The 17,856-nt window shown below is 65.9% G+C and carries 9 protein-coding genes and 5 pseudogenes; 7 read left to right on the top strand and 7 right to left on the bottom strand.

Features of this window, described 5'->3' with window-relative positions; translation table 11 throughout:
- The 3 genes and pseudogenes from C7T91_RS15225 to C7T91_RS15215 all read right to left on the bottom strand — a co-directional run.
- Positions 1-468: a MarR family winged helix-turn-helix transcriptional regulator gene (locus tag C7T91_RS15225; RefSeq protein ID WP_236638252.1), complete on the bottom strand. Its 468-nt coding sequence runs from the start codon at positions 466-468 to the stop codon at positions 1-3.
- A gap of 178 nt (positions 469-646) precedes the next feature.
- Positions 647-6,439 (bottom strand): ExeM/NucH family extracellular endonuclease, encoded by a 5,793-nt coding sequence (locus C7T91_RS15220; RefSeq protein WP_108259976.1) that lies wholly within the window; start codon positions 6,437-6,439, stop codon positions 647-649.
- Between the two features lie 255 nt (positions 6,440-6,694).
- A pseudogene (locus C7T91_RS15215) lies at positions 6,695-7,028 on the bottom strand (hypothetical protein); the annotation flags it as partial.
- Positions 7,029-7,268: 240 nt separating this feature from the next.
- Between C7T91_RS15215 and C7T91_RS39525 the strand changes: the two are divergent.
- Positions 7,269-7,499: pseudogene (locus C7T91_RS39525) on the top strand (integrase arm-type DNA-binding domain-containing protein); the annotation flags it as partial.
- Between the two features lie 270 nt (positions 7,500-7,769).
- Here C7T91_RS39525 and C7T91_RS35860 read toward each other — a convergent pair.
- A complete protein-coding gene (locus C7T91_RS35860) occupies positions 7,770-8,006 on the bottom strand; it encodes a hypothetical protein (protein WP_236638251.1) in 237 nt (78 codons plus the stop codon).
- 477 nt (positions 8,007-8,483) lie between these two features.
- Here C7T91_RS35860 and C7T91_RS39520 point away from each other — a divergent pair, with 477 nt between their 5' ends.
- The 3 genes from C7T91_RS39520 to C7T91_RS15195 all read left to right on the top strand — a co-directional run bounded on the left by C7T91_RS39520 (position 8,484) and on the right by C7T91_RS15195 (position 10,523).
- Positions 8,484-8,699: an IS3 family transposase gene (locus C7T91_RS39520; protein WP_108259974.1), complete on the top strand. Its 216-nt coding sequence runs from the start codon at positions 8,484-8,486 to the stop codon at positions 8,697-8,699.
- Positions 8,648-9,361, top strand: coding sequence for a helix-turn-helix domain-containing protein (locus C7T91_RS15200; protein WP_161555924.1), 714 nt, complete (start codon positions 8,648-8,650; stop codon positions 9,359-9,361). The genes C7T91_RS39520 and C7T91_RS15200 overlap by 52 nt, the downstream gene beginning before the upstream one ends.
- 91 nt (positions 9,362-9,452) lie before the next feature.
- On the top strand, positions 9,453-10,523 hold the full coding sequence (locus C7T91_RS15195; RefSeq protein ID WP_108259972.1) for a DctP family TRAP transporter solute-binding subunit: 1,071 nt from the start codon (positions 9,453-9,455) through the stop codon (positions 10,521-10,523).
- A 143-nt stretch (positions 10,524-10,666) separates the two neighbouring features.
- Here C7T91_RS15195 and C7T91_RS40400 read toward each other — a convergent pair.
- Positions 10,667-10,750, bottom strand: a pseudogene (locus C7T91_RS40400) (IS6 family transposase); the annotation flags it as partial.
- Positions 10,751-10,848: 98 nt separating this feature from the next.
- Here C7T91_RS40400 and C7T91_RS15185 point away from each other — a divergent pair.
- Positions 10,849-12,142: pseudogene (locus C7T91_RS15185) on the top strand (IS256 family transposase).
- 47 nt (positions 12,143-12,189) lie between these two features.
- On the opposite strand, the pseudogene C7T91_RS15180 reads toward C7T91_RS15185, so the two are convergent.
- A pseudogene (locus C7T91_RS15180) lies at positions 12,190-12,800 on the bottom strand (IS6 family transposase); the annotation flags it as partial.
- Positions 12,801-13,106: 306 nt separating this feature from the next.
- Here C7T91_RS15180 and C7T91_RS15175 point away from each other — a divergent pair.
- On the top strand, positions 13,107-15,596 hold the full coding sequence (locus C7T91_RS15175; RefSeq protein WP_108259971.1) for a calcium-binding protein: 2,490 nt from the start codon (positions 13,107-13,109) through the stop codon (positions 15,594-15,596).
- 280 nt (positions 15,597-15,876) lie between these two features.
- Here the strand turns inward: C7T91_RS15175 and C7T91_RS15170 are convergent, their stop codons facing one another.
- Positions 15,877-16,353, bottom strand: coding sequence for an ABC transporter permease (locus C7T91_RS15170; RefSeq protein ID WP_161555923.1), 477 nt, complete (start codon positions 16,351-16,353; stop codon positions 15,877-15,879).
- Between the two features lie 27 nt (positions 16,354-16,380).
- Between C7T91_RS15170 and C7T91_RS15165 the strand changes: the two genes are divergently transcribed.
- Positions 16,381-17,790, top strand: coding sequence for a sugar porter family MFS transporter (locus C7T91_RS15165; RefSeq protein WP_201742114.1), 1,410 nt, complete (start codon positions 16,381-16,383; stop codon positions 17,788-17,790).
- Positions 17,791-17,856 lie beyond the last annotated feature (66 nt).

Genomic DNA, 17,856 nt, shown 5'->3' with positions numbered 1-17,856 from the left:
TCAGAGCTTCCTGAGATCCTCGAGAACGCCCGCCAGCAGGGCGTTCATCCGCTCGACCTCTTCGGCCGGCACCTTGCCGAAGCTCGCCTCGAAGACGAAGGTCGCTTCCTTGACCGCGAGCGCGCGCAGCCGGTTGCCCTCTTGCGTCAGGCAGACCTCGGTCACGCGCCCGTCGGTGGGGCGCACGCGGGTCGTCACCAGCCCGTCGGCGATCATCCGCTGCACCACCTTGGTGGTCGTGTTGAGCTTGACCGCCGAGAGTTCGGCAATTTCCGAAATCGACAGGTAGTCCTCTTCGTAGAGGCTCATCATCGCCCGCCAGCGCGGCACGTCGATGCCCAGCGGCTTGATGCGGCGTTCCAGCGCCCGCATGTAGGCCTCGTTCACCTGGCTGATCCAGAAGAACGGCCAGCGCCGCCGCTCGTGGTCGAGCCCGGCATCCCAGATCCTGCTTTTGCGATTGGCCACGCTTGGAATTCCCGCTTGTTTCCATGCGGTCCTAACCGATGGCGGCGGGTCGGGAAACGTGAAAATGGCGGCAATGCCGGGCCTGGCATCCCCGCGCAAGCCAGGGAAAGGGCAGCCGGGGCGGGCCCGGAAGCCGCGGCAACGGCGCCCCGGGGGGCGCCGTTGCCGCATTGCGGGATCAGAGCAGCGTGTCGGCCGCCAGGTCGAGCCCGATCAGCACCGGGTCGTGATCCGAGGTCCGCCAGGGGCCCGCATCATGCAGCTCGGTGCCGCCCGGCTCTTCCTCGAAGGCGCTTTCGCCGCTGTCGAGCACGTCGTCATTGTAGTCGAAGAGCGGCACCTCGTCGGCATTGATGTGCCAGTCGGTCGCCCCGGTGACGAAATCGAACATGTCGGCATTGGCCAGCGCGTAGTCGAGCGTGCCGAGCTGGCTGTCGAAGACGTAGCTATAGGCGTCCTCGCCGCCGAAGGCGCGGGCGAGATCGGCATAGCCGGTCTCTTCCAGCCAGGCGATCGGGTCTTCCATCGCATAGGCGTTGAGATCGCCCATCACCAGAACCCGCGCGTCGCCCGAGCCGGTCGGGTCGGTGGCGAGCCAGGCATCGACCGACTGCGCCGCCTGCAGGCGGATGGCGTTGTTCGCGCCCGCGCCGTCGCCGGCATCGGCATTGCCCTCGGCCGGGTTGACCGAGCCCTTCGACTTGAAGTGGTTCATCACCGCGGTGAAGCTCTCGCCGGTGGCCAGCTCGGTGAAGCTTGCCGCCAGAGAGGCCCGGTTGGTCGAGACGCCGTCGAAGACCGCGTTGCCGAAGTCCAGCGGGTTGGTGCTGTCGTTGAGGATCGCAGCCGACGAGCCTGCCGTCACCTCGACGGTGGCGGTGTTGTAGATGAAGGCGCCGGTGATGACGTCGGTGCTGTCGACCGTGCCCTGGCCCGGATCGACCCAGGTGTAGATTTCCGCGCCTGCGGCGTCGTTCAGCGCATCGGCCAGGTACTGGACGGCGAAGCGGCCGTCGCCGTTCTGGTCGCCGAACTCGTTCTCGATCTCGACGAGGCCGAAGACATCGGCATCCATCCCGAGCATCGCCGAAACCAGCTTCTCGGTCTGGGCGTCCAGCTCCGCCTGGCTCGAGGCGCCGCGCGGGCCGCCATTGACCGAGGAGGAGCCGTCATCGAGCGTGGTGAAGTAGTTCAGCACGTTGAAGCTGGCGACCTTCAGGCTGCCGCCGACATCTTCGGGGGCCTCCTCGCGCGGATTCGCCGCCTCGAAGGTGACCGGATCGGCTTCGGTCGGCCGCAGCCGCCAGGCATCGGTGCCGGAAGAGCCGGCATAGGTCCAGCTCAGCACCCCGGTCAGCCCGGTGACCGTGTCGCCGCCACGGAAGTAGTTGTCCACCGACAGGCCGCCATCGGGGAAGGGGATCACGTCCGCGTCGCCGGTATAGGCGTTCTGGAAGTTGTTGGTGTCGTCTAGGATGATCTGGCGGCTGCCCAGCTCGTCCAGCCAGGCGGCATAGCCCTCGGCGGAGGGGGCGCTGACCTGGGTGTAGGTATAGGGACGCCCGCCTTCGGTCAGCGTGATCTGGCCGTAGCGCGCCAGCTGGTAGTACTCGCTGACGTAAAGCGTGTCCTCGAAGGTGACGCGCATGCCCTCGTACTGTTCGTAGCTGGCTGCGTCGGCATAGGAGCCGCCGCCGGGCAGCGAGATCACCGCCGCCGCCGGCAGGACCGCGGTGCCGGGTTCCGGCGTGACGACCTCCATCGCGGTGACGCTGTCGATCTGGGTCTGGCCGAAATACTCGTCGACGGTGCCGGTGACGGTGACCCGGTCGCCTTCGGAGACATTGGCCATCTCGGTGCCTGCATCGCCGGCATAGACGAAGATGCCGTCCGAGGTCGCGTCGTCGCCGTCGGTCTCGCCATAGGCGGATTGCAGGTAGAAGCCGTTCAGCTCGCCCGCATCGTCATAGTCGCCGACCACGATGCCGGTGACGGTGACCTGCTGGCCGAGCATGGCGCTTTCGGCGCCCGTGCCCTGGACCTCGCCGATCGTGTAGGCCGGGATGTTGGCGTCCAGCTCGACGATGGCCAGCGTGCTGTTGGCCTCGCCCGCGACCAGCAGAACCGGCTTGCCCGAGGGGCTGTCGGCGGCGGGGACGAATTTCAGCCCTTCGGGCTCGTCGACCTCGGGCAGGTCGATGAAGCTGTCATAGACCGGGTTCGCCGGATCGGTGATGTCGAAGACCACGACGCTCTGGGCGCGCTCCAGCCCGACGAACAGGTAGGGCGTGCCGCCGATCTCGCCGAATTCGACATATTCGGGCTCGACGCCCTTGTTGTCGGAGCGGCCGTCGGGATAGCGCTCTTCGCCCTGTTCGGCGAGCACGATCCGCGCCAGCAGGTCGCCGCTGTCATAGAGCCGGGCGCCCTCGGCGTCGTAGATCGCGAAGGAGCGGGTGCCGAAGGCCGTGAGCTCCTCGATCAGCCCGTCGCCATCGGTGTCGCCGTCGATGGTCGAGGCCGTCAGGCGGCCGAGATTTTCATCCGCCAGGTCGGTTGCGGAATAGGCGTCCGGATCGATGGGGGCATCCTTGGCGCGGGCCTCGTCGGTGCCGCGGGTGTCGCCCTCGGAGGCACCGGCGAAATAGGTCCGGCCGCCGATCTCGAAGGCCGCCAGCCCGTCGGGCATGGCCAGGCCGGTGACCGCCGCGGTGGCGATCGCGGCGCCCGCGTCGCGGTCCGAGGTGTCGAGGCCGAAGCCCGGCTGGGAATGGTCGATTTCGCCTGCGGTGACGATGTTGTCGATGGTGAAGCCGGTGAAGGACACGATGTCGGGGATGATCGCGACGGCGTTGTTTTCCTGCAGCGAGATATAGGCGCTGTTGCCCGAGACGGTGATGAATTCCGGCTCGATATCGGCGGCGGCCGAGGGCGCCGAGGGATCGATCCGCACGCCCTTGGCGGCCAGCGCCTCGGCGGTGATCGAGGCGTCGGAGAAGTCGAAGCTGCGGATGTCGAAGCTGCCGTCGGGGCGTCCGCCGGCATCGCGGCCGATCGCGATGATCGAGACCGAACCGTCGGGGTTCGGCAGCACGCCCGGGGCGTTGTCGCCATCGGCGGACTGTCCCTCGTTGGCGACCAAGAGGAAGTTGCCGTCCTCTGAGAAGGTCACCATGTCCGGCAGCGGGCCGACCTCGATGGCGTGGTAGCTGCCGCCGACATAGGCGCGCAGGTAGACGGTGCCGTTGGCGGTGGCATCGGCATCCGGGACCGCGAAGGCGAATTCGGCGGCGTCGCCCTCGCCCCAGGTGGCGACCGAAGTGACGGCGCTGGAATTTGCGCCGAGCACGGTCGGGTCGAGCTGGTGGAAGGCGGCCGGGTTGGCGATGTCATCGGCATTGAAGAAGGTCAGCCCGTCGCCATTGGCGACGATCACCGCGTCATGGCCGTGCAGCTTGGCGACGATCTCGGCGCCGCCGTCGACCTCGGTGACCGAGGCGAGGCTGTGCACCAGGCCGTTCTTGGCGGCGGGGGCGGGATCGGCCGGGATTCCCGGGGCGCCGGTCTTCCCTTCGATGGCGATGTTGTCGATCATCATCGATTCCGCCTTCCAGTTGGCGTCATGCTCGACGATCAGCTGCACGCTGTCGGGCTGCACCACATCGGCGCTGAGCGTCACCCACTGGCCTTCGGCGATCACGTCGTCGACCAGCTGGCCGGTGCTGTCGACCAGGTACTGGTCGATCACGCTGTCGCCGTCGAGATCGAGCCCGATGGCGATGCGGTCGCGCGCCTCCCAGTCGGTCTCGTTGACGAAGACGTCGAGCGAGACGGTGACGAGGTTCGAGGCGATGTTCTCGATCCGCTCGAATTCCAGGACGAAGTTGCCGTCGGTGTCCTTGAACTGGTAGCCGTTCTCGCCGTCCGACATCGACCGCACGAAGCCGGTATTGGCGGTCACGCCGGTCGGCGAGCCGTCGGACATGCCGTCCTTCGACGGGCGGGTGGCCTCGAAGCGGGCGTCGAAGCCCAGCTCGCCGGTGGTCGCGATCGAGGAATGCTCGCTGTCGACGCGGCGGGCATTCGGGCGGTCCTCGTTGGCGAGGTCATGATCGGCATTCGGATCGCCGCCGTCGAAATAGAGGTTCGGGCGGGCGGTCTCGTTCTCGAAGCTCTGGGTGAAGCGGAACTCGGTCAGCGGCGCGGTGGCGACCGAGACGCTGTCGATATAGAGCGATTCCGACGAGCTGTCGCTGTCGAGCCAGACCATCAGCGTCGCTTCGTTGGCCTCGGCGGGGACGGTGGCCGACAGAGTCTGCCAGGCGCCCTCGATGCCCAGGTCGTCGATGTCCTGGCCGGTGGTGTCGAGCAGCATGACGTCCATCTCGCCGTCGCCATCGGTATCGACGCCGATGCGGATCAGGTCATCGGCCTCCCAGCCGGTTTCCTGCAGGAAGGCGTCGATCGAGACGGTGACCTCGCCCGCATTGGCGGTATCGACGGTCTCGAAGGCCAGCAGCATCGCGCCGTCGGCATCCTGCAGCTCGTAGCCCTGGCTGCCCGAGGTGAAGGCGCCGACCGTGCCCGCGTAATTCGCCACGCCGACATAGTCGCCATCGGTCAGGCCGACATCGCCGCGGGTGTTGATGTAGGAGGCCGAGAAGCCGAGCTGGCCGTTCAGCGCGAGGCCCGAGACCACCGAATTGACCGGCGCCTGGCCCTCGTTGTTGACGAGGTCATGATCCTGGGCGGCATCGCCGGCATCGGTATACATGCCGCCCGAGGTCGGCTCGCTGTCGAAATCCTGGACGTAGCGGAAGATCGAGGGCGCGTCCGAGCGGATCACGGCCGCGCCGTTGCCGGGCGAGCCGACAGCCGGTTCGTCGCCGGTGCCGCCGAGCTCCGCCGTGGCCACCGCGCCGTTGCTGCCCGCCTCCGAGAAGGCCTGCGCCGCGACGTCCCAGGACTTGCCGCTATCGGCATCGGCATCCGGATAGGCTTCGGAGGCGATCTGCTCCAGAGCGCCGTCTTCGCCCTCGAAGAGCACCACCGCATCGCCGCCCTGGCCGAGGCCCGCGCCGTCGGTCCAGCCGACCTGGATGGCCGAGAGGTCGATGACCTCGGCCCAGAGCGCGCGGAAGGCTTCGGCATCGGCCGCATTGCCGATCACCACCACGGCGCTTTCGCCGGGCAGGATCTGCGACAGGCCCTCGATCGGGTCGGCTGCGGCGGTGTCGGCGCTCTCGTCGTCATACCAGAGCTGCGGGTCGGTGCCCGAGGCCCAGGCGGTATTGCCGGTGTTGGTGATCTCGAACCAGTCCGCGGTCAGGTCGGCGCCATTCTGGCCCGGCCAGATTTCGGTAACCTGCAGGTCATGGTCCAGCGCTTCGGCGGTGCCGCTGAGCTCGATCCCGTCGAAGGCCACGTCCTCGTCCCCGGCATCGAGATTTTCCAGCGAGAAACGCAGGTCGAGCGTGCTGCCGGTGCCCGCGAGCATCGCGGCGAAGGCCGCAAACGTGTCCGACAGGGCAGGGCCGTCGCCGATTCCGTCGAAATCGGTGTCCTGCATCGGTTCGGTATTGGTGCCGGAGGCCACGAAGGCCAGCGCGGTCTGGAAGGCGCCGCCGTCGATGGAATATTCGACCGCGAAGCGGCTGTCGGCATCCCAGTCCTGGTTCTCGCCGTCATCGTCCTCGGCGACCATGACCGACAGCTCCAGCCCCGAATAGCCCGAGATGTCGATGCCGGTGATGGTCAGGCTCTGCGTGCCCGCCGCGCCTTCGCCGTCGAGATCCATGCCCGCGAAGAAGTAGCTGCCTTCGGCCCCGGCCAGCTGGTAGAAGCTGCCGATGTCCGACCCGTCGGTGCGCAGGAAGAAATCGCCCGTGCCGTCGGTGAATTCCGGCACCGAAGTGCTGTAGCGCGTGCCGCTGCCGTCGGTCTCGAAGCCTTCGGAATAGATCAGGGTCATGGAAAAGGCCTGCCTTCTTCGCTTGTCGTATCACTCGGGGCGAAGCGGGCCGTCCGGGCACGGCACGGGCGGCAGCGGTCCGGAGCGGACCGTGCCGGGCATGCCGTGCGGTGAAATGGGACCCCTCCGCCGATTTCACAGCACCGTTAGTAGGGCTGTGTGAAATCTTTGCGACAAGGAAAAATTTTACCTTTCGGAAAGGGCGTTGTTGAACAAATCAGCTGGCGACCGCAGTCCCCCTTTCCCCGGACACACCTATCCTGCGGCCACCGTCATCGGGATGCCGAGGGCCGTGAAACGGTTCAGGACCGCCACCCGGATCTGGACCTCGGCCACCTGGCGATCGAAGCCCCGTGACATCAGCCGCTGGCCGAGCTGCTTCACGCAGTTCATTCAATCGCCGGGGGAAAAGGTCCCCCGGACCTTTTTCCGGTCCGGCTCATATCTCCACTCTGCTCCGGCGGTGGTACCTGCTCCAGTTCCGCCACAGCGCTCGGCCCAGGTGCTTCGACGCCGACAGGATCTCGTTGCGCGCCCGGGCGCCTGCCGTCTCCGCCTTCCATGGCCGGGCATTTCGGCGGGGCGGAAGTGAGGAGGTTCAGCAAAAGGTCCGGGGGACGGTTCCGCACGGAAATGTGATCGCTTCCACTGGCTCACGCCACCTAACCCTAGCCCACATTTCTGCCGAATTAGTCATGGGATTACAGAGCTATAGAAGTTGCGCTAAACGTTCCAGCCTTCCATCCTCTAACGCAGGCCACCACCAGCCGACACTGCGAATTCGAGTCGTCTTGCCCCCAACGCGGCCCCAAGACCGGAGGACGGAAGCATGAGACTGACCGAGCGGACGCTTAAAGCCAAACTTCCCATGCCCCCAGAGCGTGCGGAGCTCTCGGACGACGAGGTGAAGGGGCTTACGGTCAGAGGCAACCGTCGGGAAGCCCGTTGGGTCGTGCGACGTGTCTTGCCCGGCGGCACTCGCAAGCGCGTAACCATTGGCACTTGGCCCGGCATGAGCGCTGCGGCGGCCCGGGAACAGGCGCGCGCCGCAATCGCCGGGTTGGCCAACGGCGCGCCGATCCCGGCGGTTCCGGCCCTAAGCGTCAGTGCGATGCTCGAAGAATGGGAGCAGGCCCATAGGCACCTTCGAACGACGCAGCAGAGGGCTTCAGGCGTACGATACGTCTTCAAACTGCTGTTAGAGAGGGACGTAAGGACGTTGGATACGCCGGACTACCTTCGGGTGGCCGATAGGCATCCTGCGCGTGGCAGCGCCAACCGAACTCTGCGAGACCTGCGAGCCATACTCCGCTGGGCGGCCACCAGAGACCTAGCGCCAGAAGGCGTGCTGCAGAACGTCAAGCTGCAACGCGGCGGCCAGCGAGACCATGTACCAACACTGGAAGAAATGAAACTGGCTTGGCAGGTATTGGCGGCCTTGTTGCACAAAGATGCTCCAGGATTCAGACGGCCGGCACAATCTGGGGATCGCCCCGAACCTGCTTGGGCGGAATTTCCGGGCATCGAAGCCCGGCCGGATTTGGCTGGCGGACATCAGCGTCGCCAATGGTTGCTCGAACCAGTGGCGCAACCTTGGCGACTGCCAACGGACGAGGGCTGGCTCTGTCGGGCCGCGGCGAAGGAGTTCGTCATCGTGTCGCCGTCGCCAGCGGCGCTCGGACCGATGGCCCATCCGCTGGCAACTCCGAGACCGAGGGCGAACGCGACCATGGAGATCGCCGGTCCCTCCCGGCGGTTGCATGCAATCGCCTGCCGGGCATCGGCTCGATGTCCGGGCGGCTCAAGAGCAGCCTCGCGGCAGACGCGATGTGCATGGCGCTGCAGAACCGGAAGCTGGCACCGGGGCTGATCTGCCGCTCCGACCGCGGAGTTCAAAGCGCCAGCGGCGATTGCCGACGGCTTCCCGATGCCTGGAAGGCGGCTGCCTCGATGAGCCGCAAGGGCGATTGCCTCGGGTGCAAGCTGGTCTGCGCGAGCGGATCGGAGGATCCGGGGGGATCCTCCGAAGGCGCAGACCGTGCCGATGGAGAGCGTCTTCGGATCGCTGGAGAACGGGCTGGTCTGCCGCACCAGGCTCCGGTCGCGCCGCGAAGCCAAGGCCGCGTTGTTCGAATGCATCGCCATCTTCAACAAGCGCCGCCGCCACTCCAACATCGGCGAGCGGCCCCCTGCGGCGGCGGGCAGGCGGTGCTGGTCACCGGGCCGGACGGGGCGAACACGCCGAAGATTGCCGACGTGATCCGCAGGCTCGCCGGGCGCGAGGCCGAAATTTTCGAGCGGCGCGTCTCGGCCGGGCTCTCGGTCGCCGATCTGGGGGCGGCCTTCGGGGCGGTGGGCGCGGGGACGCTCTTCCTCGACGAGGTGGCGGCCTTGCCCGCGGACACGCAATTTGCGCTCCTCGAGCGGCTGGATGCCGGGACCGAGGCGCTCCTGATCGCGGGGACCTACAAGGATCTGGGCGCCGAGCCCGGCTTCAACGCCGATCTGCGGCTGCAGCTCGACGCGGTGCGGGTCGACATTCCGGCGCTGAAGGACCGGGTGGAGGACATCCCCGACCTCTTTCTCTATTACGTCGCCGACATCGCCGAGCGGTCGCGCGTGCCGGTGCCGCCGGTGCCGGACGGCTATCTGGCCGATCTGATGGCGCGCGACTGGCCGGGCAATGCGCGGGCGCTGATGAACGAGGCGACGCAATTCGTTCTGGGGCTCGAAGGCCCGGAAGCGGGCGAGGGGCTGGGCCTGGCCGAGCACATGGCGCAGGTCGAGAAGACGCTTTTGGTGCGGGCGCTGCAGAGGAACGGCGGCGCCGCCAGCCGTGCCGCAGAGGAGCTGAAGCTGCCGCGCAAGACCTTCTACGACAAGCTCGCGCGCCACGGGCTGAAGCCCGAGGACTACCGCTAGCGGCGGCTGCAGGTATCTCCCGATACCTTTGCAACGCTGGCGCGAGTCCGCAAAGAGGGGCACGCGCCAGTCAGGTTTGGGAGGACCTCGCATGAAATTTCCGCTGATCACCGCCGCCGTTCTGGCCCTCGGTGCCACGCAAGCCGCCGCGGCCTGCGATCCGGGCGAGACCGTCATCAAGTTCAGCCATGTCGTGAATACCGACAAGCACCCGAAGGGCATCGCCGTGTCGATCCTGGCAGAGCGGGTGAACGAACGGCTCGACGGGCTGGCCTGCATGGAGGTCTATCCGAACTCGACGCTCTACAACGATGACCAGGTGCTGGAGGCGATGCTGCAGGGCGACGTCCAGATGGCCGCGCCCTCGCTGTCGAAATTCGAGAAATTCACCAAGCAGTTCCGCATTTTCGACCTGCCGTTCATGTTCAAGAACATGGAAGCGGTCGATGCCTTCCAGCAGTCGGAGGCGGGCCAGGAGATGCTGGCTGGCATGGAGCGCCGCGGCCTGACCGGGCTGGCCTTCTGGCATGGCGGGATGAAGCAGATCTCGGCCAGCAGGCCGCTCCTGTGGCCGGAGGACCTGAAGGGGCTGAAGATGCGCGTCCAGTCCGCCGCCGTCATGATCGCCGAGATGGAGGCGCTCGGCGCCAGCCCGCAGCCGATGGCCTTCTCCGAGGTCTACGGGGCGCTGCAGACCGGCGTGGTCGACGGCCAGCAGAACACCTGGGCGAACACCTACGGCCAGAAGTTCTTCGAGGTGCAGGACGGCATCACCGAGACCAACCACATCCTGCTCGACTACATGGTGGTGGTGCCGACCGACTGGTGGCAGGGGCTCGATCCGGAGGTGCGCGACGGCTTTGCCGCCGTGCTTGCCGAGGTCACGGCGGAGCGCAACGGCGAGTCCGGCAAGATCGAGGCCGAGGCGAAGCAGGCGATCATCGATGCCGGCGGCACCGTGCGCGAGCTGACGCCGGAGCAGCGCGCTGCCTGGGTCGCGGCGATGCAGCCGGTCTGGGCGCAGTTCGAGCCGGATGTCGGCGCCGATGCGATCGCGGCTTCACGGACGGAGCGACGGTGGCGCCGTCTTGATGATGGGTTGGGTAGCCCCTCCTGGTGGCACTTGTGCCACGGTGATCCGGCGCAGCCGCCCGGGCTTTGATGCGGCCAGCCGCCGGCACGGACATGCACCTGCCAGATGGCCGCCCGCATCAAAGCCAAGGACAGGTTGATGCTGGGTCATGAATGGGTTTGGAGTTGTCACGTTAACTCGCGCGCGTCGACACGAGTGGCTCGCAGATCGGTTCAGGCGATGTCGGCTGCCGATTTCCAAGCATCGAAGGCTTCCATCCGGTGGTAGCGGATGGCCAGCGCAGTCCGTCGGCGGACACGGAGTAACGCGCGAAAGTTGGTGATGCCCTGAGGGGCGGCATATCATGGCGGTGTTCAGACGCCGTCAATTCTCAGCAGAGAAAGGGATATGCCACATGTCCGAGACTACCATCAGCACGCTGCCCGATCCATCGGGGTTTTCGCCCGACCCGTTGACGGACCTGATCCGCGAGGGTGCGCGCAAGCTGATCGAGCAGGCGGTCGAGGCTGAACTGGCCACGCTTCTGGCCGCCTTGGCCGAGGACAGGCTCAAAGACGGCCGGGCCAGGCTGGTCCGGCACGGACATTTGCCGGAACGCGAGGTGATGACCGGGATCGGCCCGGTGCCTGTGAAGGTGCCGCGGGTGCGGGACCGCAAGCCTGGCGCGGACAAAATCACGTTCACGCCCAGCATTCTGCCGCGCTACCTGCGCAAGGCCAAATCGGTCGAGGAACTGCTGCCTTGGCTGTACCTGAAGGGCGTATCCACCGGCGATTTCGGCGAAGCGCTGGCCGCCCTGCTTGGGCCGGACGCCAGGGGCTTGTCCGCCAAGACCGTCACCCGCCTGAAGGCGGATTGGTGGTCCGAATGCGGGGCCTGGCAGAAACGTGAGCTTGGCCCCCGGCGGTTCCTCTACATTTGGGCCGACGGCGTTTACTTCAAGCCGCGGATGTCGGAGGAAGTGAGGAGGATCAGGAATTGATCCGGGGGATCAATTCCCCGACGAACAATGCGTTCTGGTCATCGTCGGCGCAGATGAATACGGCCGCAAGGAGCTGCTGGCCATGACGGACGGCTTCCGCGAAAGCACGCAAAGCTGGCGTGAAGTGCTGCTCGATCTCAAGCGGCGCGGTCTCACGCAGGACCCCAAGCTCGCGATCGGCGACGGTGCTCTCGGCTTCTGGACGGCCCTGCGCGAAGTCTTCCCAACGACGCAGGAGCAGCGCTGCTGGCTCCACAAAACAATGAAGGTGCTGAACGCGTTGCCGAAATCCGCGCAGGCCAGAGCCAAGGGACACCTGCACGACATATGGCAGGCCGAAACCCGGGCGGCCGCGACGGCCGCCTTCGGCTTCTTCGTCGAAGCCTACGGCGCGAAGTGGGACAAGGCGGTGGCCAAGCTGATCAAGGACCGGGATGGGCTGCTGGCTTTCTACGACTACCCGGCCGAACACTGGAAGCACATCCGGACGTCAAATCCGATCGAGAGCACGTTCGCCACCGTCCGGCACCGGACGAAACGCACCAAGGGCTGCCTGAGCCGGGAAACCGGGCTCGCCATGGCTTTCCGGCTGATGATGTCGGCGCAGGCGAAATGGCGAAAGCTCGACGGCCGAAACCGTCTGCCGGAGGTAATCAGCGGGGTTGAGTTCCGCGACGGTGTCCGCCAACTTGAAGAGGCCGCCTGATCAAGCGTCACCAACTTTCGCTCATATCTCGCGGACACGATCACGGAGAAGCTGTTGCGGATGGCGGAGTGGATAGAGACGAAACGTTGCAAGGCATCGGGAGATCGGTACCCCTGCATGGTGCGCTCCCGCTTCCGGAGTGGCAGATGGCTATTCTCGGCCCTGTTGTTCAGGCCCTTGTGCGATCAGTGGCCGAGGCCAGGCGCAACATCGCGCTTCGCCGCGGCGTAGGAGCGGAGCCTGTCGGTGACGATCCGCTTTGGGACGGCTCCAGTCCGTTTCAACAGGGCGACCAGAAGCCGTTTCGCGGCCGCCTTGTCCCGTCTCGCCTGGAGAATCTCGTCGAGCACCACGCCATGCTGATCGACGGCGCGCCAGAGCCAGAAGGATTTTCCGGCGGTTTTCACCGCGACTTCGTCCAAGTGCCAGACGTCCCCGGGAAGACCCTGCCGACGCCGCAGGTTCCGTGCGATTTGAGGCCCGAACTTGGCGGTTCAGCGCCGGATGGTCTCGTAGGATACGTCGATGCCGCGTTCCAGCAGCATCTCCTCCACCTCGCGCAGGCTCAGATTGAACCGACGTAAAGCCAGACCGCGTGGGCGACGATGGCGGGCGGGAAGCGGTGGCGCTTGTAGCTGATGACGGGCGATGTCTGCATCTGAGACGGGTATGTTCAAATCGTCCGTCCGGCAATCAGCGCGGGTTAACGTGACAACTCCCAAATCAGACCTCCGCTTGACAAGGCCGCAATCAGAGAACCAGCTCTGCGCTGCTCCGCCAGGCCGGGTTGGTGGAGGACTGCACCCGTGTTGCCACCTGGTCAGTTTGTTCGGAGCCGACGAAGCCGCCTGACCCGGACTGTCGGCCGGAAAGGTTGCCCGAATGCCGCCGCTGATGGTATTTCATATTCGTTCATTTGTATCAAATCGCGTTTGCAAAAATCAGGTTCAAAGGAACCCAGACCATGGCAATCACGCAAGACAGCGCCACCATCGATGGCGTCAACGGCCTTTCCCTCTTCGGCAACTATTTCGATTGGTATCCCGCCAATAACAGCCTCGTCATTTCCCCCTGGGGGCTCGACAATCCGGATGGGTTCTCGGCGGAAATCGGCCTTGAAGGCGAATGGTACCTTAACTCGCTGAGTTTCTTCCGCAACGAATTCGACCAGGAACTGCAGGTCACCATCGACGACGGAACGGATGGCGGCTGGATCGGCTTCCTCGAGCTCTACAATGTCGGCGGCGACATCGTACTCGACAGCATCGACGTGTCGTACCTGCATGGCGGCAACCGGCAGATCAAGCTGACGCTGGGCAGCGGCTATTACCACGCGATCAACATCTGGGATGACGAGGAAGCGCCGGACACCTATTCGGGACATTCCATCACCCTGACCGACGGAGACACCCATTCGATCAGCACCGGGGACAAGGATGACACCCTCACCGGGGCAAACGGCAACAATGCCGGCGGAGCTAGCGTCGTCATGCTCGGCGACGGCGACAACCGCGTCGATGGCAGGAATTCGAGCTTCGGCATTCTGGAAGCGGGCAATGGCGACGACACGGTGACGCTGAACGCCTGGAGCCGATCAGTCGATCTGGGCGACGGCGACAACCTTTTCACGCTCGGTGCAGGCGGCGAGATCGGAAGCAGCCTCCATGCAGGGGATGACGACGACACGCTGATCCTGGAGACCGAAGCGGAGATCCTCTCGGCAGTGCTCGATGACGGCAGGAACACCGTGACGCTGGGGGCGGATGCCCGCATCGAGCACCTCAGGCTCGGCGAAGACGGTGACACGGTGCGTCTCGGCGCGGGGGCCCGCATCGACCATCTGGAAAGCTTCGACGGCAATGACAGACTGACGCTGGACGGCGGTGCCCGGATCGACACTGCCGAGACGGGCGCGGGCAACGACACGGTCAGGGCCGGCGAAGGCGCGCGGATCGACTACCTTGCGCTCGGCGAAGGCAATGACAGGCTCGTCGTGGAAAACGGCGCGCGGCTGCGGCAGGTCACCGGCTGGGCCGAAGACGGAGGCGGGACGAACGGCAACCACACGGTCATCCTCCAGGGCGACGGCATCGACGGCAACGACACCGCCCGAATCGCCAGCCTCAACCTCGATGCCGGCAATGACAGTGTTACGCTGACCGGCGATGCACGCATCAACTGGATGTCGCTCTATACCGGCACGAACACGCTCGTGACCGGAAGCGGCTGGCTCGGCACCATCCAGGCCGAGGGCCGGAACACCTTCGACATCGGCACGGGCGGCGCGGGCTGGATCGACATCTACGGCGATCCCGGCGCGGGACGCAGCCAGACCATCGCCACCGAAGGCTGGATCGACCGGCTCGTGGTGTCCGAGGTCCACAGCGCGGCGGTGACGGTCGAGGATGGCGGCGGGATCGACTCGCTGCGCCTGAAAGGGCTGCGCGACCGGCTGACCGTCGAACGCGGCGGCCATGTCGGCGATGCGGATCTGGGCGGCGGCAACGATGCCGTGCTGGTCAAGGACGGCAGCGATGCCGAAATCCTGCGCACGCGAACCGGGGCCGACAGGATCGAACTGCGCGGCGATGCCGACGCGGATTGGATCGCGGCCGGGCTCGGCAACGATCTGGTCCGGCTGATAGGCCGGGGCGAGGTCGGAACCCTGGACACCAGCTCCGGCAACGACACGGTCGTCGTCAATCGGACAGAGGTCGGCGTCGCTTATCTGGGCGCCGGGGACGACCTGCTCAAAATGACCAACATGGGAGGCAGCAGCATTTTTCTCGGCGGAGAAGGGGTCGACACGGCTGACCTGTCCGCGCTGCGCTTCTCAGCCGATATCGACCTGGGGTCGCTCGGCTATGTCACCCAGTCGAACGGAGCGAGAGTCCGGATCAACGGGTTCGAGAACCTTGTGGGCACCGGCAATGCCGATACGCTGGCCGGCAATGCCGACGACAACCGGATCCTCGGCCGCAATGGCGCCGACCACGTCTCCGGGGGCGGCGGACATGACACGCTGGATGGCGGACTGGGCTGGGATACGCTGGATGGCGGCGCCGGGCGGGACGTTCTCCGTGGCTCCGCCGGGCGCGACGTGCTGATCGGAAGCACCGGTTTCGATTTCCTGGACGGCGGCATCCACAACGACCGGCTCGAAGGCGGGGGAAATGGCGACACGCTGGTCGGGGGCGACGGCAATGACACCCTGACCGGCGATGGCGGCTTCGACGAGTTCGTCTTCGATGCCGATGACGGCAGCGACATCCTCACCGATTTCACCTTGGGCTGGGACCGGATCGCCTTCGAGGGGGCGACCGGGCTGGGAGATATCGGCTTTGCAGCCGCGGGCGGCGGCAGCGATACCGAACTCAGCTTCGGCGCGACCTCCGTTCTGGTCGAAGGGGTTGCCGTCGCCGATCTTCAAGAGAGCGCGAATTTCGTCTTCTGACATCCGGAACGAAAGAGCCCAGCCGGACCGCAGGCTTGCCTTGCGACGCGGCACTCCGGCTGGACTGTGGATCGAACTAAACCGTGATCCTGCCTGACATATAGCTAAGAATCTGTTGCCAAATAAGAAATTAGTTCTTGTGAAGGGCCCCGACCGGCACGGATCGGGATCTGGCTCGAACCAATACACCGCCAAGCTCACCGCCTGAAAACGGCCTGAGCAGCCGTCGTTGGGAAACGGATGACAACCTGACTCAAAGCTCATTCGCGACACGACCCGGTCAAGCTCTCTGGCGGGAGCGGATCTGAAGCACTCCTGCCAAGATCACGAGCAGCACGACAATCGACAGCATCACCGTGGCCGCCGCGGCGAGGGCCGGATCGATCTTGTAGAGGCTTTCGGTCCATAGCTGCTTCGAGATCGTCGGACGGGCGCCACCGCTGATGAAAAGCGATACGGACAGCTCGTCGAAGGACTGGACGAAGGCGAAAAGCATTGCGGCGAGCATGCCGGAACGAAGGACGGGGAAGGTGACCATTCGGAAGGTGGCAAGCCGCCCCGCGCCCAGCGTGGCCGCTGCGAGATCCAGCCGGTGGTCGTAGCTGCGCAGGAGCGCCTGGACCGTCACGATAACATAGGGCAGGGCGAAGATCGTGTGCCCGATGACCAGTCCGGCCAGGGTATCGACCAGTCCCTGAGCTTGCCCCCGGATCGCGGACTGGGCCGGCTGCCGCCGCTTTCCGCCGGCACCTGGCACTGTTGGACAGCAAGCGGACAAGGGTACATGCTAGAACAGACCATGACGACCGACACGCCCCTCGAAGCGGATGGCGCTCATTCGCGGCGTCTGAACCTGATCACCGTGATCGCCTCCCTCGGCGGGCTGCTCTTCGGCTACGACACCGGTGTAATCAACGGCGCACTGGAGCCCATGAAGGCCGATCTGGGGATGAGCCCGGCCATCGAGGGCTTCACCGTCTCCATCCTGATCTTCGCCGCCGCCTTCGGCGCAGTTCTGGGCGGACGGCTGGCGGATCTCCACGGGCGGCGCCACAACATCATTCTGCTGTCGGTCCTTTTCATCGTCGGAACGCTGGGCTGCGTGCTGGCGCCCTCCTGGCAGGTGCTGGCGGCCTTCCGCGCGGTGCTGGGCCTGGCGGTCGGCGGCGCTTCGGCGATCGTGCCGATCTACCTGGCCGAGGTTTCCCCGCACGAGCGCCGCGGCAGCCTCGTCACCCGCAACGAGGTGATGATCGTCGGCGGCCAGTTCGCCGCCTTCGTCATCAATGCGGTGATCTATTCCTTCTGGGGAGCGAGCGAGCATGTCTGGCGCTTGATGCTGGCCGTCGCAGTGCTGCCCGCCGTTGCGCTGATGATCGGCATGCTCAGGATGCCGGAAAGCCCGCGCTGGCTTGCGATGCAGGACCGGGATGACGAAGCGCTCGCGGTCCTGCGCCAGGTGCGCAGCCCGGAACGCGCGGCGGAAGAGCTGCGCGAGGTCCGCGAGATGGCCGCCATCGATCGCGAGGAAACGGCAGGCATCCTTGCGGAGCTCGCCAAGCCCTGGGTCAAGCGGCTGATCTGGATCGGCATCGCGCTCGGCGTGTTCCAGCAGCTGACCGGCATCAACTCGATCATGTATTACGGCTCGCAGCTCTTGCAGGATGCAGGTTTCTCCGCCCGGGCGGCCGTGATGGCCAATACGCTCTACGGCCTGGCCAGCCTCGCGGGGATCCTCGGCGGCATCGCGCTGATCAACAAGCTCGACCGGCGAACCATGCTGATCGGCGGCTTCGCGGTCACGACGGTATTCCACCTGATGGTCGGGCTATCGGCGTTCCTGCTGCCGGATGTGGCCGCCAAGCCCTGGCTGATCCTGGGCTTCACCGTGGGGTTCGTCTTCGCCATGCAGGGCACGATCGGTCCGCTGGTCTGGCTGCTCCTGGCCGAGATCTTTCCGCTCAAGATCCGCAGCTTCGCGATGGGACTCTGCGTCTTCGCCCTGTGGATCGCGAACGCGACTGTCGCCTTCGCCTTCCCGCCGCTGGTCGCGGCGCTGGGGATCGGCGCCACCTTTTTCGTCTTCGCGGTGCTCGGATGCGCCGCCATGGCCGTTCTCGCCGTCATCGTGCCCGAGACGCGCGGCAAGACGCTGGAGGAATTCGAGCAGGAGATGCAGGCGCGGGTCGCCTGAACCGGACATGGCAGCGGCCTCCGGACAGAGGGCCGCGCGGAAGATCAGGACGGCCGGGACGCGAGA

The organism is Mangrovicoccus ximenensis (assembly GCF_003056725.1).
GTDB classification, from domain to species: domain Bacteria; phylum Pseudomonadota; class Alphaproteobacteria; order Rhodobacterales; family Rhodobacteraceae; genus Mangrovicoccus; species Mangrovicoccus ximenensis.
This window is presented reverse-complemented; position numbering and strand designations above follow the sequence as displayed.

Excerpts from the sequence above, each read along its gene's own strand:
- C7T91_RS39520 (WP_108259974.1), top strand. The coding sequence starts at position 8,484 with ATGGAGAGCGTCTTCGGATCGCTGGAGAACGGGCTGGTCTGCCGCACC.
- C7T91_RS15165 (WP_201742114.1), top strand. The coding sequence starts at position 16,381 with ATGCTAGAACAGACCATGACGACCGACACGCCCCTCGAAGCGGATGGC.
- C7T91_RS15195 (WP_108259972.1), top strand. The coding sequence starts at position 9,453 with ATGAAATTTCCGCTGATCACCGCCGCCGTTCTGGCCCTCGGTGCCACG.
- C7T91_RS15175 (WP_108259971.1), top strand. The coding sequence starts at position 13,107 with ATGGCAATCACGCAAGACAGCGCCACCATCGATGGCGTCAACGGCCTT.
- C7T91_RS15220 (WP_108259976.1), bottom strand. The coding sequence starts at position 6,439 with ATGACCCTGATCTATTCCGAAGGCTTCGAGACCGACGGCAGCGGCACG.